The following is a 25,475-nucleotide window of genomic DNA, read 5'->3' as shown; positions in this document are numbered from 1 at the left end:
GACCTCCGTCCCGGTGATTGAGCCTGTCGAAATCACTGCAGGTTGTCCTCCGCAAAGCGGGGTTGATCAGGTTATCCACACCCCATCGTGAGGGCGGGTTTGGGTCGGGGAATGTCGGTGGTTGGTCGTAGTGTGCTCGTATGGCCACCCCGGTGAGCATCACCCAACAGCAGCTCGGAGTGCTCTTCGACGCGGTCGCGGCAGCCGACAAGGCGATCGCCCGGTGCTTCGCCGTGCGGGCCGAGGCGGTCGACCGGGCCCGCCGGTTCAGCGCCGCGCAGGCCGGGTCGATTCCGCTCAGCCTGCAGTCCCGGTGGAGTCGCGAGGAGATCGCGCAGCGGGAACTCTCCAGCGAACTCGCCGCCACGCTGCGGATCCCGGAACGCACGGCGGAGACCCTCCTTGCCGAGAGCCAGGCGTTGGCCGAGCACCTCCCCGCCACCCGGGCCGCGTTGGCGGAGGGGCGGATCAGTTACCGGCATGCGCAGGCGATCGTCCAGCAGTCCTGGTCGATCCCGGTCGAGGGTGTGGCCGCGTTCGAACAAGCCCTGCTGCCCTCGGCGGAGCATCTGACGGTGGCCAAGCTCAAGCACAAGGCCCGGCTGCTGCGGGAACGGTTGCACCCGGAGACGATCACGGCGCGGCGGGCGAGGTCGATCACGGACCGCACCAGCGGGGTGACCCCCGAGTACGACGGGATGGCCACCCTGTATCTGACGACAGGGGCCGAGCTGGTGCAGGCGATCTTCCACCGGGCCACCGACCTCGCCGCCAGCCTCCAAAGCCCGGACGAGACGCGCACGCTGACGCAGCTGCGCGCGGATGTGCTCAGTGACCTGTTGATCCACGGGGTCACCCCGACCGGCGTCGGCACCGGCGTCAAGGCGACCGTGCAGGTGACGGTGCCGGTGCTGACACTCCTCGGGCACAGTGAGGAACCCGGGTATTTGGAAGGGTATGGGCCGATCGATCCCGCGACGGCGCGGGATCTGGCGTCGAAGGCGCCGAGTTTCACCCGGTTGCTCACCCACCCCGAGACCGGGGTGATCCTCTCTGTGGGGAGGGACCGGTACAAAACGCCCAAGGCGATGCGCCGGTTCCTGCGCCTGCGCGATGAGACCTGCCGCTTCCCCGGCTGCAACAAACCGGCCCGGGGTGCGGAGCTTGACCACTCGCATGATTGGGGGTTGCTCGGCGAGACCGCGCACGACAACCTCGCCCACCTCTGCAGACCCAACCACGCGCTGAAAACCCAGACCCGGTGGACCGTCGCCCAGCAACCGGGCGGCATCCTCACCTGGACCTCCCCGACCGGGCGGGACTTCGTCACCGAACCCGCCACGGTACTGCCCACCGGACCACCGTCGACGGCATCGGACCTCCCCGACGACCCGCCGTTCTGAGGCAGAGGGCAGCGTCTGCCGGTACCGCAGGCGCTGCCGACCTCAGGCCTTGCCGACCGGCCTGGTCGGAGCCTTGGCCGTGGGTCCCCGGGGGGTGCGGTTCTCGGCGCTGACCATCCAGGCGTACTGCTCCAGCTTCTCGATGAAACCGTGCAGGATGTCGGCGCTCGTCGGGTCTTCCTCGTCGACCGCGTCATGCACGGCCCGGATGTTGTCGACCGTCGCGCCCAGGCGGTCGGTGACCAGGCCGACGGTCTCCGCGGTGTCCACCTCCCCGGCCGGGAACTTCGGCAGGTGGGTGGTCGCGGTGACCGTCTCGCTGCGGCCGTCGGGCAGGGCGTCGAGGGCGCGCATCCGTTCGGCGAGTTCGTCAGAGAACAGCCGGGCGTCGTCGATGATCTCGTCGAGCTGCAGGTGCAGGTCGCGGAAGTTCTTGCCGACGACGCTCCAGTGCGCCTGCTTGCCCTGCACGTGCAACTCGATCAGATCGACGAGGACGGACTGCAGGTTGGAGCCGAGTTCTGCTGATGCCTTCACGGTCTTGCCTCTCTCTCGCACGAGGGAAACACGTCTCGGCCGCCGGCCGGCCGGTGCCCCCCCGCTTGGTTTCAGACAGCACTGTAGCAGGTGCGAATGCGGGGGTGTCGAGCCGGGATTCAGCGAACGGCCCGACGCGTCTCCAGGCGCAGTTCGAGCTCGTTCATGACCACGGATGCGAGGTCCTCCAGGGTCGTGATCTCCTCCGGGGTGACCGTGCGGGGTTCGAAGTCGAGCACGCACAGGGTGCCCAGGTTGTGCCCGTCGCGGGTCTTCAGCGGCACGCCCGCGTAGAACTGCAGTCCGAATTCGCCCGCCACGAGCGGGTTGGCGAGGGCGCGCGGGTCGGAGCGGGCATCCTCGACCACCCAGGGAACGTCGCTCATGATCGCGGATGCGCACAGGCCCGGGTCGCGGGGAATCTCGGCGAGGTCGAGCCCGTGATGCGACTTGAACCAGATCCGGTCGTCGTCGACGATGCTGACGATGGCGATCGGCACCCCGAAGATGCGGGCGGCGAGCGCCGCGATCCGGTCGAAGGCGCCGTCGGCGGGGGTGTCGAGGATGTCCAGGCGTTGAACCTCGGTCATCCTGGCCACCTCGTCGGTCGAGAACGGCCCGGATTCGTCGGCGCGGTGCCTGCCCGTCTCGGCGATGACCGCCTGCCGGAGTGCGAGCACCAGTTCCCCGATCGGCGGCCGAAGCTCGGGGTCCCTGGTGAGCATCGACGAGAGCAGGTCCCGCCAGGCCGGCGGGAGGGTCTCGGGGATGACCGGGTCGCGCAGCAACCTCGCCAGGGCCGCCGGCACCGGCTGGCCCTCGAATTCGACCTCGCGGGTGAAGCACTCCAGCAGCACGAGCCCGAGGGAGTACACGTCGCTCGACGGCCCGACCTCTTCGCCCTTCGCCTGCTCCGGGCTGAGATAGGCGGCGGTGCCCGAGGTCATCCCGTCGTTGGTCAGCCGTTCGCTGGACGGGTAGAGTGCGATGCCGAAGTCGGTGAGCTTTGCCCTGGCCCGCAACCGGCTGCTGTACTGGGCGAGCAGGATGTTGGCCGGCTTGATGTCGCGGTGCACGACACCCCGGCTGTGGATGTATTCGAGCCCCTCGGCCAGGTCATACCCGATCTGGGCGATGTGACGGGTCGAGATCGCGCCCTGCAGCAGTCGCTCCCGCAGGTCGACCCCGTCGACGAGTTCCATCACGAGGTAGATCTGGCGTCGATCCGGGGATGCGCGGTGAACCCCCACGTCGAGCAGGGTGACCAGGCTGTGGTGGTTGAGGCTCGCCAGCACGTTCGTCTCGGCCTGCTGCCTGGCGATATCGCCCTGGTCGACGGCGCTCGTGCGGAAGACCTTGATCGCCACGTCGCGACCCAGCCGCTCGTCGGCGGCACGGTACACCGAGGCCATGCCTCCACTGCCGATGAGCTCTTTCAATCGATAGCGCTCACCGAGGAGACCGGTGGGTTTCGCGGTCATTCGGCCTCCTGTCGAAATCGAGTATATGACAGCGCGAACCCCGTGATTCCACCGCCCCGGTGGCGGTCCGGTCGGGCGTCCACGGCACACCGACCGCCCGGGATGCGCACCCGGGTCTCGAGGTCCGGAGGCCGCGCGGCCGAGGCGTGTCCGGGGGTGCGAGATCGGCCCAGGAGTGTGACACTGGCCCTATGACCAGCAGAGGAGTTCGGGGGCGGAACCGCAGGGTCGGGGTGGCCTGCCTGGCCGCCGGGATCGTGCTTCTCGCGGGATGCGCCGCCCCGACAGCATCGACCAGCGATTCCCCGACGCCGACACCGACACCGACACCGACACCGACGGCCACGGTGACCGCCTCGCCAACTCCCTCACCGACCCCCACCGCCTCTGCCGGCGTCGCCGCGTGCGGACCCAACCAGCTCGCACTGTCGCTGCAGTCGCGGCCCTACGACAGCGGCGCCGGCAACTTCTTCTGGGACCTGCAGCTGACCAACAACAGCTCGGTCGAATGCGCGGTCGAGGGGTACCCAGCAATATCCCTGGTCAGCGCCAATTCCGGGGACACGATCGGCACCGTGAGCCCCGAGGAACCCGGCCGCTTCTTCCCGGTCGCCCTCGTGTCGCTGGCACCGGGGGCATCCGCTTTCAGCCTGCTTCACCTCGGCCAGGCCGGCGCCTACAGCTGCACGACCGTTCCGGTCACCGAACTCGCCGTCACACTGCCGGACTGGGCCGACCCGCGCCGGGTGGCCACACCCAACCAGATCGACGGCTGCGACGACACCAGCACCGCCATCGTGCGTTCCGGGCCCCTGGCACCGGACCGGGTCGTCTTCTAACCTGGATCAACCCATGGATGCCGAATCAGCCTTCAACTCCCTCGCCGCCGAGCTCTCCCCGGCCGGCGCCGTCACCGCGAAGATGTTCGGCGCCCGGGCGATCACGCTGCGGAAGAAGGCGTTCGCCTGCCTCCAGGGCGACGCGATCGCCTTCAAGCTCGGCGCCGGCAGCCCGGAACACACTCGCGCCCTCACGATCCCCGGAGCCGGACTCTGGGACCCGTCGGGCCTGGGCCGCCCGTTCACGGACTGGGTGCTGGTGCCCGCGATCGACGGCCCGGAACTCTCCGGCCTCGCCGAGGCAGCCCTGACCGGCCTCGCGGCTGCCCTCAGCTAATTCCTCGCCCTCGGCAGGGCGTCCCGGGCAGCGACGGCCCGCAGCTCCCGGCGTTCCGCCCGGCGCTCCCGGCCGCCCTCGACGAGGAAGTACAGCACGGGCAGCACGACGAGGGTGAGCAGGGTCGAGGAGACGAGCCCGCCGATCACCACGAGGGCGAGCGGCTGGGAGATGAACCCTCCCTTGCCGGTGAGTCCGGTGGCCATCGGCAGCAGCGCGAAGATCGTGGCGAGCGCGGTCATCAGGATCGGGCGGAGCCTCCGGGATGCCCCGTTCACCAGCGCCTCGCGCACCGACAGGCCCCGGCGCCGGTACTGGTTGACCAGGTCGATCAGCACGATCGCATTGGTCACCACGATGCCGATCAGCATCAGCACCCCGATCAGCGACGGCACCCCGAGCGGGATGCCCGTGACCACCTGCAGGGCGATCGCACCCGTGGCGGCGAACGGCACGGAGACGAGCAGGAGCAGCGGCTGTAGCAGGGACCGGAAGGTGGCCACCATCACGATGTAGACGATCAGGATCGCCACCAGCAGCGCGATACCGAGCTGCTGGAACGCCTCCGTCTGGTCGGCCGTGACACCGCCGAGAGTCGCCGTCGCCCCCACGGGCAAGGTGGCGTCGGCGAGCGCGGCGGCCATCTGGGTGTTCGCCGTGCCCAGGTCGTTGCTGTTCGGCGTGGCCGACACCGTGGCCGTGCGGAGCCCCTTCGTGGTCGTCAGGGTCGACGGCCCGTCGACCTGCGCGACCGTGGCCAGGGTGTCGAGGGCGACCGGGCCGGCCGGCGTCGGGATCTGCAGGGCCGCGAGCTCTGCGGTGGTGGCCGGCGTGACCGCCGATTGCAGGTAGACCGACAGGGTGGTCTCGTTGATCACGATCGAGCCGGCGATGCTGGGCTGCATGGCCTGCGACACGAGCGTTCCGAGGGCGAGCTCGCTGAGTCCGGCCTGCGCCGCGGCATCCCGGTTCACCGTGATCGCCAGGTAGGGGCGGGACGCGGCGAGGTTGCTCGAGCTCTCCTTGATGGCGCCGAGCGTCTTCACGGCCGCGAGGATCGTGTCGGTGGCCTTCTGCAGGTCCGCGCCGGTGGCCGCGGTGATGTCGACGGCGATGTCGGATGACCCGCCGAACCCGCCGCCGCTCGTCACCGAGAACTCCCCGCTGTCCTTCAGTGCGGCAAGCGTGCCGCGCACGGCATCCTGCACGGCGTCGGGCTTGACCGTGCCGTCGGTGGTGATCGAATAGGCCACCGCGCTCGTCGAGGGTGCTCCGCCGCTGAAGGCGGCCAGGGCGCTGCCCCCGCCGATCGACACCTGCACGATCTTGACGCCGTCGGTGCCGCGCAGGGTCTTCTCGACCGCGGTGGACGCCGCGTCCTGGGCGGCCAGGCTGGTGCCCACCGGCAGCGTCTGGGTGACCCGGAAGGTGGTCTGCCCGGTCGAGCCGAGGAAGTTGATCTTCATGAACGGCACGATCGCCACCGTGCCGCCGAGCACCAGCACCGCGAGCAGCATCGTCGTCACGGCGTGGGTGAGGGTCCAGCGGATGACCGGAAGGTAGCCCTGCTGCAGGCGGCTGGGGTGCTCGGTGACCGCGTTCGCGGAGGCTTCGGCGGCCGCGTGCCGCCGGCGGCGTGCCCGTTCCTCGATGGTCGAGCCTGCCTCTCCACCCTCGGTGATCGAGCCACCCTCGGTGAGCGAACTTGTCGAGATCCCCGGCTCAATCCCTGCCGGCTCGACCGCCGCCGCCGTACCCGCCGTCGCACCCGCCGCCGGCCGTACCCGCGCCGGCCGGAGGAACCAGTACGCGAGCACCGGAACGATGGTCAGCGACACCAGCAGAGACGCGAGCAGCGCGATCGTCACGGTGAGCGCGAACGGGCGGAACAGCTCCCCGGTCGCCCCGCCCACGAACGCGATCGGCAGGAACACCGTGACCGTCGTGATGGTCGAGGCGGTGATCGCCCCGGCCACCTCCCGCACCGCCCGCACGATGGTGTCGGCACGGTCGATTCCGGCGACCAGGTTGCGCTTGATGTTCTCGATCACGACGATCGAGTCGTCGACGACCCGGCCGATCGCGATCGTGAGCGCGCCGAGGGTGAGGATGTTCAGCGAATAGCCGACACTCTGCAGCCCGATGAAGGTGATCAGCACCGAGGTCGGGATCGAGATCGCGGTGACCAGGGTCGCCCGCACCGAGAGCAGGAAGACCAGGATCACCAGCACCGCGAAGATGAGGCCGAGGAAGCCCTCCTGGGTGAGCGAGTCGATCGACTCCTGGATGAACGGCGCCTGGTCGAAGACCACGGTGAAGGTGGTTCCGGCGACGGCGCCCTCGAGCCTCGGCAGGATCGCTCGCACGGCCTTCGACACGTCGACGGTGTTGGCGGCCGGCACCTTCGTGACCGCGATCGTCAGCGCCGGCTTGCCGTCGACCCTCGAGATGCTCGTCACCGGGTTCGGGCCGAGCGCCACCGTGGCCACATCATCGATCCGGACCGGTCCGGCGCCCGGCACCCGGGAGATGAGCGGCAGTGCCGCGATGTCCTCCGCGGAGCCCAGCTTCGTGCCGGCCTGCACGGAGAGCGTCTTGCCGTCCTGGCTAAGGGCACCGGCCGGGACCAGCGACCCGTTCTGTTGGAGGGCGTCGCGGATGGCCTGCGTGGAGAACCCGCGCGCGGCGAGGGCGGCGACATCCGGCGTGATCGTCACCCGGCGGCCGACGTCGCCGACCAGGGCCGCCTCGCGCACGCCGACGACGTCACGGATGTCGCCGAGCACGCTGCGTTTGAGGTCGTCGGCCAGGGTCGCCCGGTCGCCGCCGGAGACGGCGAGGGAGATCACCGGGAAGTCGTCAATGCTACCGCTGATCACTTGCGGGTCGAGGTTCTCGGGGAGCCGGGTCTTGATCCGGTTGATCGCCTGGCTGATCCGCGACTCCGCCTTGACCAGGTCGGTGCCGTAGGTGAAGGTGGCGCTCACCAAGGATGAGTTCGTGCTGCTCGTCGTCGAGGTGGATTCCAGCCCGGCGATGCCCTGGATCGCGGTCTCGATCGGCGTCGACACGTCGTCGTTGACGACCTCGGGCGAAGCGCCCGGGAAGCTGGTCGACACCAGCAGCTGGGGCAGCTGGAGCGAGGGAATCAGCTCCTGCTTCAGGCTGGTCAGCGCGAGGCTGCCGAAAATGGCGGCGACGATGGTGATGAGCGCGATCAGGGCCCGGTTCTTCATGCTCACAACGGCGAGGAAATGCACCTGCACAGTATCTCATTGCACGGTGTGCAGAATCCGTGTCGCACCGGGGCCCGGGGGTGTCGGCGGAAGCGGGCAGCGCGTATTCTCGGCGACAACGAGCCCCCCAACACCACCGGCTCACCGACAACATCCACCGAGGAGAAACCATGTCCGTTGCACGCGTAACCACCCTGAGCATCCGGTCGGACACGTCGTTCGAAGACGCGATCGCCTCCGGCATCGCCCGTGCGAACAAGACCCTGCGCGGCGTCTCCGGCGCCTGGGTGAAGGAACAGAAGGTTGAGGTGTCCGACGGCACGATCACGTCGTGGGAGGTCGTGATCGAGGTGACCTTCGTGCTCGACGACTGACCGGCTGCCCTGGCTCGTCAGACGACGTCGGCGAGGTACCCGGTGTCCGGCACCGGATGCCGCAGCAGCGAATCCCAGGCCAGGCCGAGCGCGTGGACGGCCAGGTCCATCTCGTCCGTGCCGTAACAGAACGGAATCCGCAGGAACCGTTCGAAGGCTCCGTCGAGCCCGAACCGCGGCCCGGCCGGCACGAGCAGGCCGTGGTTGCGCGCGGCGAGCGCGAGCTGGGAGCTCACCGGCAGCCCGAGGTTGACCCAGGCGGTGATGCCGCCGTCGACGTGCGGCACCTGCCAGTCGGGGAACCGCGCGGCGAGCAGCCGTTCCAGGTGGTCGCGGCCGACCCGGAGTTCGCTCCGGCGGCCCTCGAGGATCGCGGGCATCTCGGCCAGGAGGCGCACCACGATCAGCTGCTCGAGGATGGGCGTGCCCAGGTCGTTCGCCGACCTCGCGGCAACGAGCCGGCGGATCAGCGGCCGTTCGGCGCGAATCCAGCCCACCCGCAGCCCACCCCAGACGGTCTTGCCGACCGACCCGATGGCCACGACGTCGACCGGCTGCCCCGGCTCGGCGTAGGCCGGGAATGGCAGGAACTCGCCGGCCCGGTCGATGTCGAGCTCGGCGATCGTCTCGTCGACGACGAGCACCGTGCCCTGACGGGCCGCGGCGGACAGCACCCGCTCCCGCTGTTCGGTCGGCATGGTGCGGCCGGTCGGGTTGTGGAAGTCCGGCATCAGGTAGCCGAGCACGGGGTTGCTGCGGCGGAGGGTCTGCAGGAGAGCGGTCTCGTCCCAGCCGGCGGTCGCGGCATCCTCGCCGGGCACGGCGGTCGACACGGTGACCGGCACGAGCCGGGCACCGGCGGCGGTCAGCGCCTCGTAGGCGTGCGGGTAGGTGGGCATCTCGATCAGCACCCGGTCGCCGCGGCCGACCAGCACCCGGGCGAGCAGCGCGATCGCATGCTGGGCGCCGATCGTGACCATGATCTGCTCCGGGTCGGTGGGCAGCCCGCGGACCCGGTACCGGTCGGCGATCGCGGCGCGCAGTTCCGGGATCCCGACCGGGTCGAAGCCCGAACCGCCGAGCTGGCCGGGCAGGTCGCCCACGGCGGCCCGGGCGGCATCCGCGAGGCCGGCGAACGCGGGCATGGTGGCCTTGCTGAAGTCGAGGATGCCGCCGGCGGCCGATCCGGTGTGCGCCGCCGGCACTCCGGGCAGCCGGGCCACGCTCCCTGAGCCGCGCACGCTGACCAGGAAGCCCGTGTCGCGGAGCCGGCGGTAGGCGGCGGTGACGGTCGTGCGGCTGACGCCGAGCCGCGCACTGAGGTCGCGTTCGGCGGGCAGCCGGCTGTCGGTGGGGATGCGCCCGTCGAGGGTGAGCAGGCGGATGCGGTCGGACAGCGCCCGGTACGCGCTCCCGCCGTCGCGCCACTCCCCCAGCCTCGCCTCGAGGGCCCGCGCGCTCATCTGGTTCTCGACCATGAGGCCACTATAGGGAGATTGGCTACTTGATAACAGGCCAATAGTGCAATTGGATTGACGACTATGACCCGTCGCCTCTCCCAACTGCTCATTGGTCTCTTTCTCTATGGCCTGGGGATCGCGCTGATCGTGCGGGGCGAGATCGGCGTCGCCCCGTGGGACGTTCTCACCCAGGGCATCGACAGCCACACCCACCTCGGCTTCGGCCTGATCACGGTGCTGATGAGCGGCGTCGTGCTCCTGCTCTGGATCCCGATCCGGCAGAAGCCCGGCATCGGCACGGTGCTGAACGCCCTGCTGGTCGGACCGTCCGCGGACGTGGGCCTCTGGCTGATCCCGCCGGGCCAGGACCTCTGGCTGCGCGTCATCTTCTTCGCGGCCGGGCTGCTCGTGCTGGCGGTCGCGACCGGCCTCTATATCGGCGCGCACTTCGGCCCCGGCCCCCGCGACGGACTGATGACCGGCCTGCACAAGCGCACCGGCTGGCGGATCTGGGTGGTGCGCACCGGCGTCGAGGTGGTCGTGCTGGGCGCCGGCTGGTTGCTCGGCGGAAACGTCGGCGTGGGCACGGTGCTCTTCGCCGTGCTCGTCGGCCCGCTCTGCAACTGGACGATCCCGTTCTTCGCGATCAAGCGCCCCGCCGAGGCGGAGGCCGCGCCCGCGCATCCCGGCCTCGAAGAGGCGCTCGAGGGCTCCGCCGTCCCGTCCGAACCCTCGATCGACAGCCCCGCCAACTGAGGTCTCCGCACGGAAGCCGATGCTGAAAGGTCGGTGACGATTGTTGAACAATCGCCGGAAGTAAGGCATCCTTAGTCAAAACTTCCCGCAAGGGACGGAGGGATAAGGATGTCCACCATCGACCTGAACGGTATCGACCCGAGCGGTATCGACCTGAACAGTGACGTCGGAGAGTCCTTCGGCAATTGGAGCCTCGGCGACGACGCCGCCATCATCTCGTCGGTGTCGAGCGTGAACGTCGCCTGCGCGTTCCACGCCGGCGACCCGAGCACGATCAGGGCCACCTGCGCCGCGGCGGCCGCGGCCCAGGTCACGGTCGGCGCGCATCCGGGCTACCGCGACCTCGCCGGTTTCGGCCGGCGTTTCATCGATATGGCCCCTGGCCACCTCACCGACGAGGTCATCTACCAGATCGGCGCGCTCCAGGCCCTGGCCGCGGTCGCCGGCACCCGCGTCAGCTACGTGAAACCGCACGGCGCGCTCTACAACGCGATCGCGCACCACACCGTGCAGGCGCAGGCCGTGGTGGACGCCATCATGGCGGTCGACGCCGGCCTCCCCGTGATGGTGCTGCCGAATTCGGAGATCCAGCGGCTCGCCGACGCGGCCGGGCTCCGCACGGTCGTCGAGGCGTTCGCCGACCGCGCCTACAACCCCGACGGGTCCCTGGCCTCCCGCAGCCTGCCCGGCGCCGTGATCGTCGACCCGGCCAGGGTCACCGAGCAGGCCCTCCGGCTGGCGGCCGATCGCCGGGTGCAGGCGGTCGACGGCACGTTCCTCGACGTGCCCGTCGAGAGCATCTGCCTGCACGGGGACACTCCCGGCGCGGTCGCCCTGGCCGCCCAGGTGCGCACGGCGCTGCAGGATGCCGGCATCCCGATCCGAAGCTTCGTCTAGCCCGTGACGGGGTCGATTCGCGGCATCCGCGGCATCCGTGCCGTCGGCGACCGCGCCGTGCTGGTCGAACTGGACAGCCTCGCCGATGTGCTCGGGCTGCAGGCCCGGCTGCAGGAGGATCCGATCGACGGCCAGCTCGACGTGCTGGCGGCCGCCACGACCGTGCTCGTCACCGCCGTCTCCGCCGCCGCCGCCCGCGGGTTCGCCGCCGAGTTGAGGGGCCGTGACGTGACCCGGGCGCCGCATCCGGACACGACCCTCGTGCTGATCGACACCATCTATGACGGCGAGGACCTCGCCCTGGTCGCCGCCGAGACCGGCCTCAGCCAGGACGGGGTCATCGTCGCGCACACGGGCCAGACCTGGACCGCCGCGTTCGGCGGCTTCGCCCCCGGGTTCGTCTACCTGACCGGCGAGACCCCGGCGCTCGTCGTGCCCCGGCGCGCCGAGCCGCGCAGCGCGGTGCCCGCCGGGTCGGTCGCCCTCGCCGGCGACTACTCCGCCGTCTACCCGCGGGCCTCCCCCGGCGGCTGGCAGCTGATCGGCCGCACGGATGCCCGGATGTGGGACCTCGACCGAGCCCGGCCTGCCCTCGTGCGGCCCGGCAACCGGGTGCGATTCCGTGCGGTGCGCGAGTTCGTCGTCGCGGCCGCGGACGTGACGAACACACCAGTCGAGGCCGCGGAAGGCGGGCCGGGCCACGGAGTCCTCGTGGTCTCCCCCGGCCCGCAGACCACCGTGCAGGACCTCGGCCGCCCCGGCTTCGCGGACCTCGGCGTGGCAAGCTCCGGCGCGCTCGACCGCGGCGCCCTCCGCCGGGCCAACCACATCGTCGGCAATCCGGCCACGGCCGCCGTGCTCGAGAACGCCCTCGGCGGGCTCGTGCTCACGGCGGAGACCGACCAGGTGCTGGCCGTCACCGGCGCCCCGGTGAGCCTCACCGTCACGGCGCCCAGCGGCACACCCGGCGCCACTCAAGGCGGCACACCCGGCGCCACGCCCGGCGCTACACAAAGCGTCACGCCCGGCGTCACGCAAAGCGGCACGCCCGGCGCCACACCAGGCGCCATACAAGGCGGCACACCCGGCGGCACACCCGGCGGCACACCCGGCGTCACGCCCGGCGTCACGCCCGGGGTCACACAAGGCAGCACACCCGGAGCTGCTCCCGTGCGCCGCGAGCCGCCGATGGACGCCCCCATCTCCCTGCTCGCCGGCGAGACGCTCACCCTCGGCCCGCCCCGCGCCGGGGTGCGCAGCTACCTGGCCTTCCGCGGCGGGATCGACGTTCCCCTGGTGCTCGGCAGCCGCTCCGCCGACACCATGTCCGGGATCGGCCCGGCCCCGCTCGTCGCCGGCGACCGCCTCCGGATGCTTCCGGCCGCCCCCGGCAGCGCCGTGCACGGCCCCGAGACCCCGCCGGCCCCGCCGGCCGAGGTCACCGTGCTGCGCTTCGTGCCCGGGCCGCGCGCGGACTGGTTCGACGCGGCATCCGTCGCCCGGCTCGCCGGCGACGAGTGGGCGGTGACCGCGAAATCGAACCGGATCGGCCTCCGCCTCGACGGCGAACCGCTCGTGCGGTCCACGCCGGGCGAGCTCGCCAGCGAGGGCACGGTGAAGGGCGCCATGCAGGTGCCGCCGTCGGGCCTGCCCGTTCTGTTCCTCGCCGACCACCCCGTCACGGGCGGCTATCCGGTGATCGGGGTCGTGCTGGCCGAGGACCTCGACCTGGCCGCCCAACTGCCCACCGGCGCCCGGATCCGGTTCGCCCCGACACCCGGCGCCGCACCCTCGATCGTCCCCATCCCCGCAACGGAGAGCTGAGAGCATGCAGAAAGTCCTGATTGCCAACCGCGGCGAGATCGCGGTGCGCATCATCCGCGCCTGCGACGATGCCGGCCTCGAATCCGTCGCCGTGTATGCGGGGGTCGACGCCGACGCCCTGCACGTGAACGCCGCCACGGAAGCCTGGACCCTGGGCGGGGACAGCCCGGCCGACAGCTACCTCAACGTGGCGAAGCTGCTCGACATCGCCCGCCGGTCCGGCGCCGACGCGGTGCACCCCGGCTACGGCTTCCTCTCCGAGAACGCCGACTTCGCCCAGGCCGTGCAGGACGCCGGCCTGGTCTGGATCGGCCCGACGCCGGAGGCCATCCGGGTGCTCGGCAACAAGGTGTCGGCCCGGGAACTCGCGATCCGGGTCGGCGCTCCCCTCGTGGCCGGGTCGGAGGGCACCGTCGCAACGGCGGCCGAAGTGCGCGCGTTCGCGATGGCGCACGGCCTCCCTGTCGCGATCAAGGCGGCCTTCGGCGGCGGCGGGCGCGGACTCAAGGTGGTCTGGGACATGGATGCGATCGAGGAGTCCTTCGACTCGGCCGTGCGCGAGTCGACGGCCGCGTTCGGCCGCGGCGAATGCTTTGTCGAACGGTTCCTGCACAAGCCCCGGCACGTCGAGGCGCAGATCCTCGCCGACACCCGCGGCAACGTCATCGTCGTCGGCACTCGGGACTGCTCGCTGCAGCGCCGCAACCAGAAGCTCGTCGAGGAGGCGCCGGCGCCGTTCCTCACGCCCGCCCAACGCGCGCAGATCTACACCTCGGCCAAGGCCATCTGCCGGGCCGCCGGCTACACCGGCGCGGGGACCGTCGAGTACCTGCTCGCCCAGGACGGCACCATCTCGTTCCTCGAGGTGAACACCCGGCTGCAGGTGGAGCATCCGATCACCGAGGAGACCAGCGGGATCGACCTCGTGCTCGCCCAGCTGACCATCGCCGCCGGCGGTCCGCTGCCCGTCGCGGCGGACCCCGAACCGCGCGGTCACTCCTTCGAGTTCCGGATCAACGCCGAGGATGTCGGGCGCGGGTTCCTGCCCTGCCCCGGCACCGTGACGACCTTCACCGTGCCGACCGGGCCGGGCATCCGCGTCGACACGGGAGTGAGGGCCGGCGACCTCGTCCCGGCGCAGTTCGATTCCCTGCTGGCCAAGCTCATCGTCACCGGCGCCGACCGGCAGCAGGCGCTCCGCCGCGCCCGGCGCGCCCTGGCCGAGTTCGAGATCACCGGCCTGCCGACCGTGCTGCCGTTCCACCGGGCCGTGGTGCGGGCGCCGGCGTTCACCGGCGCCGACCGGCTCGGTGTGCACACCGGCTGGATCCAGGCCGACTTCGCCGAGCAGCTGCCGAACGACCCCCAGTACAACCCGGCGGCCCCCGAGGCGCCCCGCCACACCATCAGCATCGAGGTCGACGGCCGGCGGATGGCTCTCGGCCTGCCGGCCAGCCTGCTCGACGCGCTCGGGCGCGGCGCGGGGCCGGCGAACAGCCCGGCGGCCGGTTCGGCGGCCGGCTCGTTCTCGGCCGTCGGCACGGCCGGCACCGTCAGCCCGGCGCCGGAGGCCGACCCGAGCATCCTCAGCGCCACCATGGGCGGATCGGTCGTGAAATGGATGGTGGAACCCGGTGCCGCGGTGACCGAGGGCGACCCGGTGCTCGTGCTCGAGGCCATGAAGATGGAGTCGATCGTGACGGCGCATCGCACCGGGATCCTGCGGAACCCGACCGTGCACCCCGGCGACGCCGTGGCCGCGAACTCCGCCGTCGCCTCCATCGGCGACTGAGCCGGGCCCGCCCGCATCATGACGGCACGCACCATCATGACGGCACGCACGGCACGCACCATCATGACGGCACGCACGGCACGCACCCGGACGGCCCGCAACGGGACCGTCCGGGACGCGCCAGCCCGTATCGTGGCAGCATGACCCTCGCCGAGATCCTGGACGACCTCCGCCGCACGAAGGCGTCCGGCCTGCACGCCGAGACCGGCCTGTGGGTGGCCGGGGTGCTGCGCGAGCAGATCGCCGCCGGGCGCCTCGCGCCGGGCACCAAGCTGTCGGAGGAAACCCTGGGCGACGCGCTCGGCGTGTCCCGGAACACCCTGCGGGAGGCGTTCTCCACCCTGAGCGCCGAGCGCGTGGTCACCAGGTTCCCCAACCGCGGAGTCTTCGTGTCCCGGCCGACGACCGACGACATCCGGGAGATCTACCGGGTGCGGCGCTACCTCGAACCGGCCGCCGTGACCTGGACCCCCGCGACCGAACTCGGCCCCGTCCGACTTGCGCCGCTGAGCCTGGCGGTCGAGCGGGCCCGCGCCGCCAGGGACGCCGGGTCGATCCCCGGCATGGCAGGGGCCAACCAGGACTTCCATGCCACCATCGTGGCGCTGGCCGGCAGCGAGCGCCTCGACCAGCTGATGAGCCAGGTGCTCGCCGAGATGCGCCTGGTCTTCCACTCCATGGCCGAGAACGCGCTGTTCCACGCGCCCTACGTCGACGAGAACGACCGGATCGTGTCACTGCTCGCGGAGGGACGCCAGTCCGACGCCGCCACCGTGCTGGCCGACTACCTCGTCCGAGCCGAGGCCCAGCTGCTCGCCGCCGTGGCCGCCCGCGCCGGAGGCTGATTCAGGAGATCCGGCCCCGGGCCTGCGCCGGGTCCCCGGACCAGTGCGGTCGTCCCGGCCGCGTGCGGAGAATCTCCTGAGTTAGCCACGACGCGAAACGTCTGCGGCGGGATGACGCACGGTTAGGGCACGAGGTAGTCGGAATCGCGGGCGTCCGTGATCAGCATGTGCCCCGGGGCGTGGCCGATCGCGAGCGGCGGCCGCGACTCCATCACCGCGGCCTGCGGGGTCACCCCGCAGGCCCAGAAGACGGGGATGTCCCCTGGCCGGAGCGAGACCGCCTCGCCGAAGTCGGGTGCGGCAAGCTCGGCGATGCCCAGGCGCGCGGGGTCTCCGACGTGCACCGGGGCGCCGTGCACCGCCGGGTAGCGCGCGCTGATCCGCACCGCGTCGGCCACCTGCTCGGGCGGGATCGGCCGCATCGAGACCACGAGCGGGCCGCCGAGCGAGCCCGCCGCGGTGGATCGCACGTTCGTGCGGTACATCGGCACGTGCCGGCCCAGGTCGATGTGGGCCACCGGGATGCCGCCGTCCTGCAGCGCGGCCTCGAAGGTGAAGCTGCAACCGAGGATGAAGGTCACCAGGTCCGACCGCCACCACTCCCGCAGGTCCGTCGGCTCGGCGACGAGCTCGCCGTGCTCGTAGACCGTGTAGCGAGGCAGGTCGGTGCGGATGTCCCCGCCGGCCAGCAGCGCACCGCTGGTCTCGCCCTCGTCCAGCACCCCGAGCACGGGACACGACTTCGGGTTCCGCTGGGCGAAGAGCAGCACGTCGAAGGCCTGCGCGCGGGGGACGATCAGGAGGTTGGCCTGGGTGAATCCCCTGGCCCAGCCGGCGGTCGGGGCGACGAGGCCGCCCCGGAAGTGCGCGCGGGCCGCCGCGCCGGTCAGGGTGGCCCGGTCGAGCGGGAGGGCTGGCATCCGCCTACACCCAGAGCTTGGCGAGGCCGCCGAGCGACTGGTAGCCGAGGAAGAGCGTGAGCAGCCAGGCGAGCACGCCGATGGCCAGCAGCCACTTCGGGTAGACGTAGCCGCCGAGCAGGTCGCGGCGGCGCCAGGCCACCCAGAGGATGACGGCGAAGCCGACGGGCAGGATCAGGCCGTTGATGGCCCCGGCCATGATCAGCAGTGTCGCGGGCGCCTGCCCGAGGAGCGTGTAGACCAGGGTCGACACGGCGATGAACGCGCAGGTGGCGATGCTGCGGGTGCGCGGGGAGGTCCTGGGGGTGGTCACGAAGGAGATCGACGTGTACGCGGCGCCGATCACGGAGGTGATCGACGCGGCCCAGAGCACGATGCCGAAGAGTCGCGGCCCGATCTCACCGGCCGCCGCCTGGAACGCCTCGGCCGGCTGGTTGTCACTGGTCAGCGCGACCCCGCCGGCGACGACGCCGAGGATGGCGAGGAACAAAAGCACCCGGATCACGCCGGTGATGACGATGCCCAGGACCGAACTGCGGGTGATCGCGCTGACGTTGCCACGACCGGAGACACCGGCGTCGATCATCCGGTGCGCCCCGGCGTAGGTGATGTAGCCGCCGATGGTGCCGCCGATCAGGGTGGTGATGATGAGGAAGTCGACGCCGTCGGGGATGACCGCGTTCTTGAGGGCCAGGCCGAGGGGCGGATGCGACACGATCGCCACGTAGGCGATCAGCAGGATCATCACCGCGCCGAGCACGACGACGATCTTGTCGAGCGCGAGCCCCGCCTTCTTGCTCAGGAAGATCGCGATGGCGATCACGGCGGAGATGACCCCGCCGAGCTTCGCGTCGACGCCGAAGAGCACGTTGGCGCCCAGGCCGGTTCCCGCGATGTTGCCGATGTTGAAGACCAGCCCGCCGAGGCAGATCAGTGCGGCGAGGAACCAGCCTGAGCCGGGAAGGACGGTGTTGGCGAGTTCCTGGGCCCGCTTGCCACTGACGCCGATGACCCGCCAGACGTTGAGCTGCACGGCGATGTCGACGAGGATCGAGACGAGGATCGCGAAGGCGAAGGCGGCGCCGAGCTGCACCGTGAAGCTGGTGGTCTGCACGATGAAGCCGGGTCCGACGGCGCTCGTCGCCATCAGGAACATCGCCCCGAGGAGGGCGCTCCGCCGGGTATTCCGCCGCCTGACCGGCTTCTTCGGGCGGGGGCCGGAGGTGCGTTTGGTACGTGCGGGGCTCACGGTGGTAACCATCGGGCGCTCACTTCTCTGTGGGGGGAATGCTGTCAGCACCGGCGGCCACTGAGTTCGTGACAGCCTATAGATTGTTCAACAATCGACGCAACCCCATGGCGCAGGTGAACCGACCACGCCCCCCGAAAGAGGGCAAATGGTCGGTCCGGGGGCGCCAGACCGCCCATTTGCCCTCCCTGTTCTAGGTCTCCTGCGACGGCCGCAGCTGGCGGTCGGCGTAGACGACCATCGCGTCGCGCAAGAATTCGGCGCCACGAACCCCTCCGAAGTTGGCCGCGAAGCGTTCGTCGGCGACGTACATCTCACCGAGCCCGGCGAAGTACTCCCGGGTCGGCCCGGTCGTGCCGGAACCGGGCGTGCCCGGGATGCCGGCCAGCCAGTCGAACTGACGCCGGGCCAGCCGCTGGGCCTCCTCACCCTCGGGGGCGAGGCCCCGCTCGGCGGCGGCCTGCCAATCGGCCGCGAGCTGCCGCCGCTCGTTCTGCCAGGCCGCCTTCTCGGCCGGACTCTTCCTCGTCCACCAGGCGTCGCCGTCGGCGTAGGCGGCCTTCCCCCAGCGTTCCTCGACCTCGTCCCGGTAGGCCGTGTGATCGAAGCCGTCGAACATCTGCTCAGCCATGAGCTGTTCCTTCCTGTCCAGTGTGTCGATCGTGTTTTCGACGGAGCGGATCTGCCGGGCGAGCCTCTCGCGCTCCTCGCGCAGCCAGGCGAGGTGTGCGGCCAGGGCGCGCGTCTCATCCGTCTGCTCGTCGATCACCTCGCGGATGGCGGGGAGGCCGAGGCCGAGGTCCCGGAGCATGAGGATGCGCTGCAGCCGCACGAGTGAGCGCTCGTCGTAGTAGCGGTAGCCGTTGGCGCCGATGCGGCTGGGCTCGAGCAGCCCGACCGTGCCGTAATGGCGCAGGGTGCGGCTGGTGGTGTTCGCCAGTCGCGCGACGTCCTGAATCGACCAGTCCATGGTGACTCCCGTCGTGTCGAGTGTCTCGAGTGCGTCGAATTCCAGCCTAGAACTTGACGCGACGTCAATGTCAAGGCGGGCCGCCGCCGGGCGTCGAGGCCCCCGGGCGTCGACCGGGTCAGGCGCAGAAACCGGCGATGGTCCCGGCCAGGATCTCGGTCAGCTGGAGCACGGATGCCTCCTCCGCCCACTCGACGTCGGCGTGGGCCCCGCCGCCGGCGACGCCGATCACCAGGCAGGGGATGCCCGCCTCGTGGAGCAGCCCGGCATCCGTCCAGAACGGTTCGCCCCGCGTTGCCGGAGGATGCCCGAGCACGCGGCCGGCCTCGGCGCGGACGAGCCGCACGATCGGCCAGCCGGGATCGGCCTCGAACGCCGCACGCGCCACCAGCCGGGTCAGGCGAAAACGGAAGTCCGCGGTGCGCTGGGCGATTACCGTGAGTAGCCCCTGCAACTCTGCCTCGACGTCGTCGGGTGTCTCGCCGGGCAGCGTGCGCCGCTCGATCGTGAGCGTGCAGGCCGCGGCGACGGTGGCGGCATCCGTGCCCCCGCGGATCTTGGAGACCCGCACGGTGCCGTGCCCGAGGAGCGGATGGCCCGGACCTGCCTCGATCTGCTCGCGCAGACCGTCGAGGGCCCGGAGCACGAGACCGGCGTGAGCGATCGCGTCGATGCCCCGCTCCGGCTGGGAGCCGTGCGCGGCCAGCCCGGTGAGCTCGAGCTCGAACCAGGCGAAGCCGCGGTGGGCGAGGGTCAGGCAGAGCTCGCTCGGTTCTGCCACGATCGCCGCGTCGGCCCGGAAGTCGCGCAGCACCTCCATGGTGCCGAGGCTGCCGAACTCCTCGTCGGCGACGAGGGTGACGAGCACGTCACCGGAGAGCCCGGCGGCGGATGCCCGCGCCGCCGCCACGAGGATCGCCGCCACGCCACCCTTCATGTCGAAGGCGCCGCGGCCGAGCACCCGGCCGCCGCTCCGCTCCCCGGAAAACGGGTCGCCGCTGTAGCCCGCAACGCCCACGGTGTCGAGGTGGCCGTTGAGCATGAGGGAACGGCCGCCGCCGCTCCCGCGGAAGATGGCGACGATCGAGGGTCGCCCCGGGCGTTCCTCGAGGCGGTGCACCTCGAAGCCGTGGCCCGAGAGCCAGCGCGCGCACCGGTCCGCGATCTCCGCCTCCCCGGCCGCGCCGGGCACGAGATCGGGATTGACCGAGTCGATGCCGATCAGTCGCCGCATCAGGTCGATCGGGTCGTCGACTACGCCAATCCAGGCCCCACTCTGCTCGTCGGTCACGGGTCGAATCTACCGGCGGCCGACGCGATCACGGAGGATGCATCGGTACCATGTGGCATGAGAAGTGAGACGGATGGCACCACGAATGGCACGGTGACGGAGGCCCCGCCGCTGATCTCCTGGGGACTCCTGCCTGCCGGGCTGCTGTCCGCGTCGGCGGTCGTGCTTTTCGGGGTGCGTGCGGCCGTCCCCGGTTACACGCTGTTGATCGCCGCCCTGGCACTGGCCTTCGTCGTGAACCGGGCGCTGTTCAAGGACCTGCTCCTGCTCGCGCTCGGCCTGGTGATCATCAGCACGATCTCGGTCGAGGCCAACATCGACTACCCGAACATGGCGTTGATGGGCACCGTGCTCACCCTCGCGGTGCTCGTGCCCTATCTCATCTCGCGCTTCGGCTTCCGCGACCACGCGATCCGCTTCCCGATTCGCACCGGTCAGCGCTGGAGCACCCTCGAACGCTGGTATCTCGTGATCGTCGTCGGCCTCGGCTACGCCATCCTGCCGACCTATTTCATCCGATCCGGCGCCTACCAGAACTGGCCCGCCGTCACGGTCCCCGATGAGATCGCACGCCTCTTCGTGGGCGTCGGCTTCGTCGGCATCTGGGACGAGCTGTTCTTCATCTGCGTCGCCTTCACCCTGCTCCGGCGCCATTTCCCGGACTGGCAGGCGAACCTGTTGCAGGCGGTGATCTTCTGTTCCTTCCTCTGGGAACTCGGCTACCAGAGCTGGGGGCCCCTGATGACCTTCCCCTTCGCCCTGCTGCAGGGTTACACGTTCAAACTCACCAGGTCACTCACTTACGTCGTCTGCGTGCACCTGCTCTTCGACGTGGTCGTATTCCTCGTGATCGTGCACGCCCACACCCGGGAGTGGCTGCCGATCTTCCTCTACTGAACGTCCACCGGGAGCCCGCGCCTGCCGAGACCCCGCCCCGCCGCCCGTCGGGCCCCCGGACCTCGCAGTTGTCGAGCTCGTCGACGCCCCGCGGCCAAGATTTCGATGACCTCAGTCTCGCGGGCAGTCCAGGCTGAGCCGGCCAGCCCGTCAGTCCGTGTCCTGGTCCCGTGTCGGCGTGCCCGGGTCGAGTTGCCGTGGGGTCTTGCTGGGGAGAGGGATGAGGCTCTGTGCCGGGTCGACCGAGACCGGTGGCTTCAGCCAGTACTGATCGCCGCCCCGGAGGATGACCCAGCCCGTGTTGTGGAGGAGCAGGTGGTGGGGGTGGCAGAGGCAGACTCCGTCGGCGAGGTCGGTGTAGCCGTGTTCCAGGAGCCACTCCTTGAGGTGGTGAGCTTCGGTCCAGGACGGTGGCCGGTCGCACTCGGGCCAGACGCAGCCGCCGTCGCGGGCGCCCATGGCGGTGCGTTGGGCCGGGGTGAAGAGGCGTTGTTCTCTGCCGACGTCGATGGGTTGGCCCGTGTTGTCGAAGAGGATTCCGAGGTAGCCGGTGTCGCAGAGTTGTCGTTGGACGGTGGCGAGGGAGACCGGGGCGGGACTGCCCTCGATGGACCCGTGCCCTGCCGCGAGGACCAGGGCCGTCCCCGGTTGTCCCGGCTGACCGGGCTGGCCGGGCTGGCCGGGCTGGTCGGGCTGGCCGGGTTGGCCGGGTTGATTAGAGGGAGCGGCTTCGGCAGGTCTGACCGTCGGCATGAGCCGGGCATCTGATGTCTCCGGTGTTTCAGCTACTCCCGCGGCGTGGGGTGTCGATCTTGAGTAGTTGCACGAACGAGTCCGCGGGGATCTGCGCGGTGCTGCGGGGGTCGTCCTGGACGGCCTTGGCCCAGGCTTTGCGTTTCTTGTCCACGAAGCGCACCCCGCCGCGTCTGGGGCTGGTGATCGAGTCGTAGGTGGAGAGCACGAACTCGCCATCCTCGGGGGCGAAGAGCCCGTGCAGGCGGACCTTGCCGTCGGCGAGGCGGTAAACCTTGAGGAACCGGTCGTCGTAGGCCTGCTTCTCCCTCGCGGCGATGCCGGCCTGATCGAGGTCGTCGCGCATCCTTCGGGCGCGGGTGAAGCATTGGTCCGCGTTCAACTGACCGGCTTCGGCGAGCAGCCGGCTGAGGGCGGTGGCGAGTGTGTCGGCGGTGACGGCGGTATCGATATCGCCCAGGCCTTTCCGGATGGATTCGGCGGCGTCGACGGAGAGGGTCCCGGCGGTCACTGCGCGAGCGATCGGCGCCTGCCACGACACCGGGCTGCACGGATCGGGCGGGAAACTACCCGTGCCGTCGGAGTCGTCGCCCGCACCACCATCGACACCGGTCCCGTCAGCGCCAGCCCCGTCCACGCCGGTCCCGTCAGCGCCGGGCGACCCGAGGCCGTCTGCGGCCTGCCGGTCGGCGGCCTCGGCCCGGGCGAGCATCGTGCCGACGGCAACGAGCTTGAATGCTTCGTTCTTGCTTGCGCCGGTGACCTTCTGGATCATCGCCTCCGGGGAGAGGAACCCCTGCTGCGCGGCCAGGCCGGAATGGCCCAGCTCCGGGCGGGAGCGATCGGCGATGGTCGCAGCCATCCACGCGGCGTACATCTCAAGCAGCCGGCGGGCCTTGGCGATCTCCCGCTGACCGGTCAGCACGACCGCGTCGGGAAGGGCCTCGTAGTCGGCGCTGGAGCAGCCCAGGCGGGCGACGGCATCCGCTGCCTGTCTGAGCTGCTCTGCCGGTGAGTCCATGCCACGAAGATACCAAAACACGAACACAAATGTGAGCGTTTGTCACTACTTGTGGATAACTTATTCGAAGATTCATTCACAGGACTCGACAGGCGCGACCACCGGGGCCGGCAGGCGCGCCTCAGCGCAGGAATGCCCTCCTGCGGCGGTCGCTGCCACCGTGCAGCTCGCGGTTGAGCCTGCGGTCGCCGTGGCAGAGAACCGAACCCAGTCGATTTCTTCCCGAGTCTTCGGGACGATCTCCGGCGGTGCACCCTTCTTCTTCCCGGCGACCGGCCCGTTCGCCCGATCGTGGTCAGCAGGGGACGTACCCGGCGTGGTCTCCCACGACGATCTACGAAAAGGGCGACCGCGTGCTCTTCGACGGCCGGATCCTGGAGAACACGTGATGGGACCAGGGCGAGAGCCCCCAGGCCGCCCTGGACGGCTCGAGCAGCGCTCCGTGGAGCCCGCTCAAGAACGAGGAAATACAGAAGATCCTGTCGGGAAAATGACCGGGCGAGCGACCAGGCCGGTGACCGGGCTGCAGCCGTAACTCAGCGCCGCACCATCGCCGAGACGCGACCAGATGATCACCTGGTCCCGCCCTCTCCTGGTTTCTCCGCGGAATGACTGACGGGGGGTTGCGCGCCTGACGAACGCGATATATCGTGAGTTTCAAGAGACGCGATATATCGCGATTCAGGATTTCGGCATCCGCCCGGCGGATGCCTCACAGACAGGAGTACGCAATGGCACAGGAGAAATGGCTGGTCGCCCCCGGGCAGACCAAGGTGATCGATATCGAGCTCGTCCGCAACCTCAAGGTGGGCCTGATCGGGGGAAAGGTCGACGTGATCGGCCACGACGAGGCCGACACCCGGGTCGAAGTGCACAGCGTGAGCGGCAAGGACCTCAAAATCTCGCTCGACGGCGACACCCTCGAGATCGACCACCCCCAGTTGCGCTGGGACAACTTCATCGAGGTGTTCGCCTCCTTCCGCGGCACCGCGAAGGCCGATGTGAGCATCATGGTTCCCCGCGACGTAACCCTGAAACTGGGCGTGGTCAGCGCCGAAGCCCTCGTATCCGGGCTGAGCGCCGGCGCCCGGCTGAGCACCGTCTCCGGCGACATCGTCGTCGACGGCGTCACCGGCTCCCTCGAGCTCAACGGAGTGAACGGCGAGATGTCCGTCAGCAACCACACCGGCCGCATCTCCGCGCACACCGTCACCGGCGACATCACCGCGAGCGGCAGGATCCCGCGTTTCAGTGCCGACGGGGTCAGCGGAAACGTGTTCCTCGACATCGACGGAGTCCCCGACGCGATCGACACCAATGCGGTCAGCGGCAACCTGACCGCGCGGCTCGACGCCGCGGTGGCCACGAGCTACCACCTCAACACCGTCTCCGGCACGCTCCAGCTCGACGACCAGACCATGAAGGGCGTCTTCGGCAAGGGCTACGAGGGCAGCAGCGGCGACCTTTCCGGCACCTGGCTCGAGTTGCACGCAAATTCGGTGTCCGGGGACGTCTCGATCGTGCGGCGCGCGCCGGCCACGGCAGCTCCGGCTGCAGCGGATGCCGCGACGAGCGCCACCGACCCCACCGGCTCGGCGGCGGAGGCCTCGGAATGACTCCCGTCTTCGCGCACGGCAGCCTGCGCCTCTACCTGCTCAGCCTGCTCGCCGAGCAGCCGCGCCACGGCTACGAGTTGATCCAGGCCCTCAGCGACCGATTCGGCGGCACCTACATTCCCAGCGCCGGAACGATCTACCCGCGCCTGGCCAAGCTCGAGGAGGAGGGCCTGGTCACCAAGTCCACGGACGGGCGCAAGACCGTTTACGAGATCACCGCCGCAGGCCGCGAGGAACTCCTGGCCCGCGAGGGCGACCTGGACGCCATCGAAACCGAGGTGACCGACTCGGTGCGGCGCCTGGCCGATGAGGTGCGTTTCAGCGTCACCGCGGCGATGAAGAGCCTGCGCGCCGATCTTGCCTCGGCGAAACGACAGGCTGGAAAGGAGAACCCGGCCCCGCCCTCGAGTGGCGCCCCCGATTCGAGCAGCTCCATCCGCCTCGAGTCGAACCGAGCCCTGCATGAGGCCGACCTCGTGCTCAACGAATTCCGTCAGCAACTCCGCGCCGACCTTCGCAACCGAGCCGCCGTGGCCCGCGTACCGGCCGCCACGGTGCCGGAGTTGCGCCGACAGCTCGCCGAGGTGCGCGCGGGCATCCTCGCCTCACTCGGCCACTGACGGGCCGGCGGACCGCTCGGGTCGAGCCGCTCTCGATGGTCGAGCCCGTCGAGACCATCCCACCCGATCAGGCGGATCGCTCGACGACCTGCTCCGGGGTGGGGTGGTAGACCTGCGTGCGTTCCCCCGAGCGGTCGATCTCGTGCAGGCTCATCAGCTCGGAGCAGATCGGGCAGCGGGCCTCCGACTTCGCCGCTGCCTCATCGGTCGCCGTCACCGTCGTGTACGGGCCGAGGGGCGGCGGGCCGATCCAGGGCAGGAGGGTGCGATTGAGCCAGCCGACGACGCCGACCAGGCCGCCGTCTCGTTCCCCTTTACTAGTGCGTGTCATAATCATTAGTGTACTAATCAAATCCG

The 25,475-nt window shown here is 70.3% G+C and carries 23 protein-coding genes; 12 read left to right on the top strand and 11 right to left on the bottom strand.

Annotated features, from left to right (window positions below; translation table 11 throughout):
• Positions 1 to 140: 140 nt before the first annotated feature.
• Positions 141 to 1,403, top strand: coding sequence for an HNH endonuclease signature motif containing protein (locus E3O48_RS14535; protein WP_134539861.1), 1,263 nt, complete (start codon positions 141 to 143; stop codon positions 1,401 to 1,403).
• Positions 1,404 to 1,445: 42 nt separating this feature from the next.
• On the opposite strand, the gene E3O48_RS14530 is transcribed toward E3O48_RS14535, so the two are convergent.
• Together E3O48_RS14530 and E3O48_RS14525 are read right to left on the bottom strand one after the other, a co-directional pair.
• Positions 1,446 to 1,940 (bottom strand): Dps family protein, encoded by a 495-nt coding sequence (locus E3O48_RS14530; protein ID WP_134539859.1) that lies wholly within the window; start codon positions 1,938 to 1,940, stop codon positions 1,446 to 1,448.
• Between the two features lie 119 nt (positions 1,941 to 2,059).
• Entirely contained in the window at positions 2,060 to 3,421 is a 1,362-nt protein-coding gene (locus E3O48_RS14525) for a protein kinase (protein ID WP_134539857.1), read from the bottom strand.
• A 191-nt stretch (positions 3,422 to 3,612) separates the two neighbouring features.
• Here E3O48_RS14525 and E3O48_RS14515 point away from each other — a divergent pair, with 191 nt between their 5' ends.
• Both E3O48_RS14515 and E3O48_RS14510 read left to right on the top strand, forming a co-directional pair.
• The gene (locus tag E3O48_RS14515) at positions 3,613 to 4,260 is read left to right on the top strand and encodes a DUF4232 domain-containing protein (protein ID WP_166788711.1); all 648 of its coding nucleotides are present in this window, start codon (positions 3,613 to 3,615) and stop codon (positions 4,258 to 4,260) included.
• A gap of 13 nt (positions 4,261 to 4,273) precedes the next feature.
• A complete protein-coding gene (locus tag E3O48_RS14510) occupies positions 4,274 to 4,597 on the top strand; it encodes a hypothetical protein (protein ID WP_174774812.1) in 324 nt (107 codons plus the stop codon).
• Here E3O48_RS14510 and E3O48_RS14505 read toward each other — a convergent pair.
• Complete coding sequence (locus E3O48_RS14505) at positions 4,594 to 7,857, bottom strand: efflux RND transporter permease subunit (protein WP_134539980.1); 3,264 nt, start codon at positions 7,855 to 7,857, stop codon at positions 4,594 to 4,596. The two genes, E3O48_RS14510 and E3O48_RS14505, sit on opposite strands and share 4 nt — an antisense overlap.
• Before the next feature lie 146 nt (positions 7,858 to 8,003).
• Here E3O48_RS14505 and E3O48_RS14500 point away from each other — a divergent pair, with 146 nt between their 5' ends.
• The gene (locus tag E3O48_RS14500; RefSeq protein WP_134539853.1) at positions 8,004 to 8,207 is read left to right on the top strand and encodes a dodecin family protein; all 204 of its coding nucleotides are present in this window, start codon (positions 8,004 to 8,006) and stop codon (positions 8,205 to 8,207) included.
• A gap of 17 nt (positions 8,208 to 8,224) precedes the next feature.
• Here E3O48_RS14500 and E3O48_RS14495 read toward each other — a convergent pair whose 3' ends face one another.
• On the bottom strand, positions 8,225 to 9,685 hold the full coding sequence (locus tag E3O48_RS14495; RefSeq protein WP_134539851.1) for a PLP-dependent aminotransferase family protein: 1,461 nt from the start codon (positions 9,683 to 9,685) through the stop codon (positions 8,225 to 8,227).
• 63 nt (positions 9,686 to 9,748) lie between these two features.
• Between E3O48_RS14495 and E3O48_RS14490 the strand changes: the two genes are divergently transcribed.
• The 5 genes from E3O48_RS14490 (at position 9,749) to E3O48_RS14470 (ending at position 15,781) form a co-directional block, all read left to right on the top strand.
• The gene (locus E3O48_RS14490; RefSeq protein WP_241982555.1) at positions 9,749 to 10,423 is read left to right on the top strand and encodes a YitT family protein; all 675 of its coding nucleotides are present in this window, start codon (positions 9,749 to 9,751) and stop codon (positions 10,421 to 10,423) included.
• A 108-nt stretch (positions 10,424 to 10,531) separates the two neighbouring features.
• Positions 10,532 to 11,320 (top strand): LamB/YcsF family protein, encoded by a 789-nt coding sequence (locus E3O48_RS14485; RefSeq protein WP_134539849.1) that lies wholly within the window; start codon positions 10,532 to 10,534, stop codon positions 11,318 to 11,320.
• A 3-nt stretch (positions 11,321 to 11,323) separates the two neighbouring features.
• Positions 11,324 to 13,144, top strand: a complete 1,821-nt coding sequence (locus tag E3O48_RS14480; RefSeq protein ID WP_134539847.1) for a carboxyltransferase domain-containing protein — start codon at positions 11,324 to 11,326, stop codon at positions 13,142 to 13,144.
• Between the two features lie 4 nt (positions 13,145 to 13,148).
• Positions 13,149 to 14,936 (top strand): biotin carboxylase N-terminal domain-containing protein, encoded by a 1,788-nt coding sequence (locus tag E3O48_RS14475; protein WP_134539845.1) that lies wholly within the window; start codon positions 13,149 to 13,151, stop codon positions 14,934 to 14,936.
• Between the two features lie 140 nt (positions 14,937 to 15,076).
• A complete protein-coding gene (locus E3O48_RS14470; RefSeq protein WP_134539843.1) occupies positions 15,077 to 15,781 on the top strand; it encodes a GntR family transcriptional regulator in 705 nt (234 codons plus the stop codon).
• Between the two features lie 122 nt (positions 15,782 to 15,903).
• Here the strand turns inward: E3O48_RS14470 and E3O48_RS14465 are convergent, their stop codons facing one another.
• From E3O48_RS14465 to E3O48_RS14450, 4 genes are all read right to left on the bottom strand, one after another.
• Positions 15,904 to 16,701 carry a putative hydro-lyase gene (locus tag E3O48_RS14465; protein WP_134539841.1) on the bottom strand — a complete coding sequence of 266 codons (798 nt, stop codon included), beginning with the start codon at positions 16,699 to 16,701 and terminating at the stop codon, positions 15,904 to 15,906.
• A 4-nt stretch (positions 16,702 to 16,705) separates the two neighbouring features.
• Complete coding sequence (locus E3O48_RS14460; protein ID WP_241982554.1) at positions 16,706 to 17,950, bottom strand: NRAMP family divalent metal transporter; 1,245 nt, start codon at positions 17,948 to 17,950, stop codon at positions 16,706 to 16,708.
• Between the two features lie 193 nt (positions 17,951 to 18,143).
• Complete coding sequence (locus tag E3O48_RS14455; RefSeq protein ID WP_134539839.1) at positions 18,144 to 18,920, bottom strand: MerR family transcriptional regulator; 777 nt, start codon at positions 18,918 to 18,920, stop codon at positions 18,144 to 18,146.
• 118 nt (positions 18,921 to 19,038) lie between these two features.
• Positions 19,039 to 20,211, bottom strand: coding sequence for a M20/M25/M40 family metallo-hydrolase (locus tag E3O48_RS14450; protein ID WP_241982553.1), 1,173 nt, complete (start codon positions 20,209 to 20,211; stop codon positions 19,039 to 19,041).
• A gap of 57 nt (positions 20,212 to 20,268) precedes the next feature.
• Between E3O48_RS14450 and E3O48_RS14445 the strand changes: the two genes are divergently transcribed.
• Positions 20,269 to 21,108 carry a CPBP family intramembrane glutamic endopeptidase gene (locus tag E3O48_RS14445; RefSeq protein ID WP_134539837.1) on the top strand — a complete coding sequence of 280 codons (840 nt, stop codon included), beginning with the start codon at positions 20,269 to 20,271 and terminating at the stop codon, positions 21,106 to 21,108.
• Positions 21,109 to 21,258: 150 nt separating this feature from the next.
• Here the strand turns inward: E3O48_RS14445 and E3O48_RS14440 are convergent, their stop codons facing one another.
• Both E3O48_RS14440 and E3O48_RS14435 read right to left on the bottom strand, forming a co-directional pair.
• Positions 21,259 to 21,861, bottom strand: a complete 603-nt coding sequence (locus E3O48_RS14440; protein WP_134539835.1) for a DUF222 domain-containing protein — start codon at positions 21,859 to 21,861, stop codon at positions 21,259 to 21,261.
• Between the two features lie 28 nt (positions 21,862 to 21,889).
• Positions 21,890 to 22,882: a DUF222 domain-containing protein gene (locus E3O48_RS14435; protein ID WP_134539833.1), complete on the bottom strand. Its 993-nt coding sequence runs from the start codon at positions 22,880 to 22,882 to the stop codon at positions 21,890 to 21,892.
• A 731-nt stretch (positions 22,883 to 23,613) separates the two neighbouring features.
• On the opposite strand from E3O48_RS14435, the gene E3O48_RS14425 reads away from it, so the two are divergent.
• Together E3O48_RS14425 and E3O48_RS14420 are read left to right on the top strand one after the other, a co-directional pair.
• Positions 23,614 to 24,498: a DUF4097 family beta strand repeat-containing protein gene (locus tag E3O48_RS14425; RefSeq protein ID WP_134539831.1), complete on the top strand. Its 885-nt coding sequence runs from the start codon at positions 23,614 to 23,616 to the stop codon at positions 24,496 to 24,498.
• Positions 24,495 to 25,118, top strand: coding sequence for a PadR family transcriptional regulator (locus E3O48_RS14420; protein ID WP_134539829.1), 624 nt, complete (start codon positions 24,495 to 24,497; stop codon positions 25,116 to 25,118). The genes E3O48_RS14425 and E3O48_RS14420 overlap by 4 nt, the downstream gene beginning before the upstream one ends.
• A gap of 67 nt (positions 25,119 to 25,185) precedes the next feature.
• Here E3O48_RS14420 and E3O48_RS14415 read toward each other — a convergent pair whose 3' ends face one another.
• A complete protein-coding gene (locus E3O48_RS14415) occupies positions 25,186 to 25,449 on the bottom strand; it encodes a hypothetical protein (protein WP_134508109.1) in 264 nt (87 codons plus the stop codon).
• Positions 25,450 to 25,475 lie beyond the last annotated feature (26 nt).

This window comes from Cryobacterium sp. HLT2-28, from assembly GCF_004402495.1.
Lineage (GTDB): Bacteria > Actinomycetota > Actinomycetes > Actinomycetales > Microbacteriaceae > Cryobacterium > Cryobacterium mannosilyticum.
This window is presented reverse-complemented; position numbering and strand designations above follow the sequence as displayed.

What these genes read in the sequence shown, in the direction of transcription:
- E3O48_RS14535 (WP_134539861.1), top strand. Translation starts at nt 141, where the DNA reads ATGGCCACCCCGGTGAGCATCACCCAACAGCAGCTCGGAGTGCTCTTC.
- E3O48_RS14525 (WP_134539857.1), bottom strand. Translation starts at nt 3,421, where the DNA reads ATGACCGCGAAACCCACCGGTCTCCTCGGTGAGCGCTATCGATTGAAA.
- E3O48_RS14515 (WP_166788711.1), top strand. Translation starts at nt 3,613, where the DNA reads ATGACCAGCAGAGGAGTTCGGGGGCGGAACCGCAGGGTCGGGGTGGCC.
- E3O48_RS14510 (WP_174774812.1), top strand. Translation starts at nt 4,274, where the DNA reads ATGGATGCCGAATCAGCCTTCAACTCCCTCGCCGCCGAGCTCTCCCCG.
- E3O48_RS14500 (WP_134539853.1), top strand. Translation starts at nt 8,004, where the DNA reads ATGTCCGTTGCACGCGTAACCACCCTGAGCATCCGGTCGGACACGTCG.
- E3O48_RS14495 (WP_134539851.1), bottom strand. Translation starts at nt 9,685, where the DNA reads ATGGTCGAGAACCAGATGAGCGCGCGGGCCCTCGAGGCGAGGCTGGGG.
- E3O48_RS14490 (WP_241982555.1), top strand. Translation starts at nt 9,749, where the DNA reads ATGACCCGTCGCCTCTCCCAACTGCTCATTGGTCTCTTTCTCTATGGC.
- E3O48_RS14485 (WP_134539849.1), top strand. Translation starts at nt 10,532, where the DNA reads ATGTCCACCATCGACCTGAACGGTATCGACCCGAGCGGTATCGACCTG.
- E3O48_RS14475 (WP_134539845.1), top strand. Translation starts at nt 13,149, where the DNA reads ATGCAGAAAGTCCTGATTGCCAACCGCGGCGAGATCGCGGTGCGCATC.
- E3O48_RS14470 (WP_134539843.1), top strand. Translation starts at nt 15,077, where the DNA reads ATGACCCTCGCCGAGATCCTGGACGACCTCCGCCGCACGAAGGCGTCC.
- E3O48_RS14465 (WP_134539841.1), bottom strand. Translation starts at nt 16,701, where the DNA reads ATGCCAGCCCTCCCGCTCGACCGGGCCACCCTGACCGGCGCGGCGGCC.
- E3O48_RS14455 (WP_134539839.1), bottom strand. Translation starts at nt 18,920, where the DNA reads ATGGACTGGTCGATTCAGGACGTCGCGCGACTGGCGAACACCACCAGC.
- E3O48_RS14445 (WP_134539837.1), top strand. Translation starts at nt 20,269, where the DNA reads ATGAGAAGTGAGACGGATGGCACCACGAATGGCACGGTGACGGAGGCC.
- E3O48_RS14440 (WP_134539835.1), bottom strand. Translation starts at nt 21,861, where the DNA reads ATGCCGACGGTCAGACCTGCCGAAGCCGCTCCCTCTAATCAACCCGGC.
- E3O48_RS14435 (WP_134539833.1), bottom strand. Translation starts at nt 22,882, where the DNA reads ATGGACTCACCGGCAGAGCAGCTCAGACAGGCAGCGGATGCCGTCGCC.
- E3O48_RS14425 (WP_134539831.1), top strand. Translation starts at nt 23,614, where the DNA reads ATGGCACAGGAGAAATGGCTGGTCGCCCCCGGGCAGACCAAGGTGATC.
- E3O48_RS14420 (WP_134539829.1), top strand. Translation starts at nt 24,495, where the DNA reads ATGACTCCCGTCTTCGCGCACGGCAGCCTGCGCCTCTACCTGCTCAGC.
- E3O48_RS14415 (WP_134508109.1), bottom strand. Translation starts at nt 25,449, where the DNA reads ATGACACGCACTAGTAAAGGGGAACGAGACGGCGGCCTGGTCGGCGTC.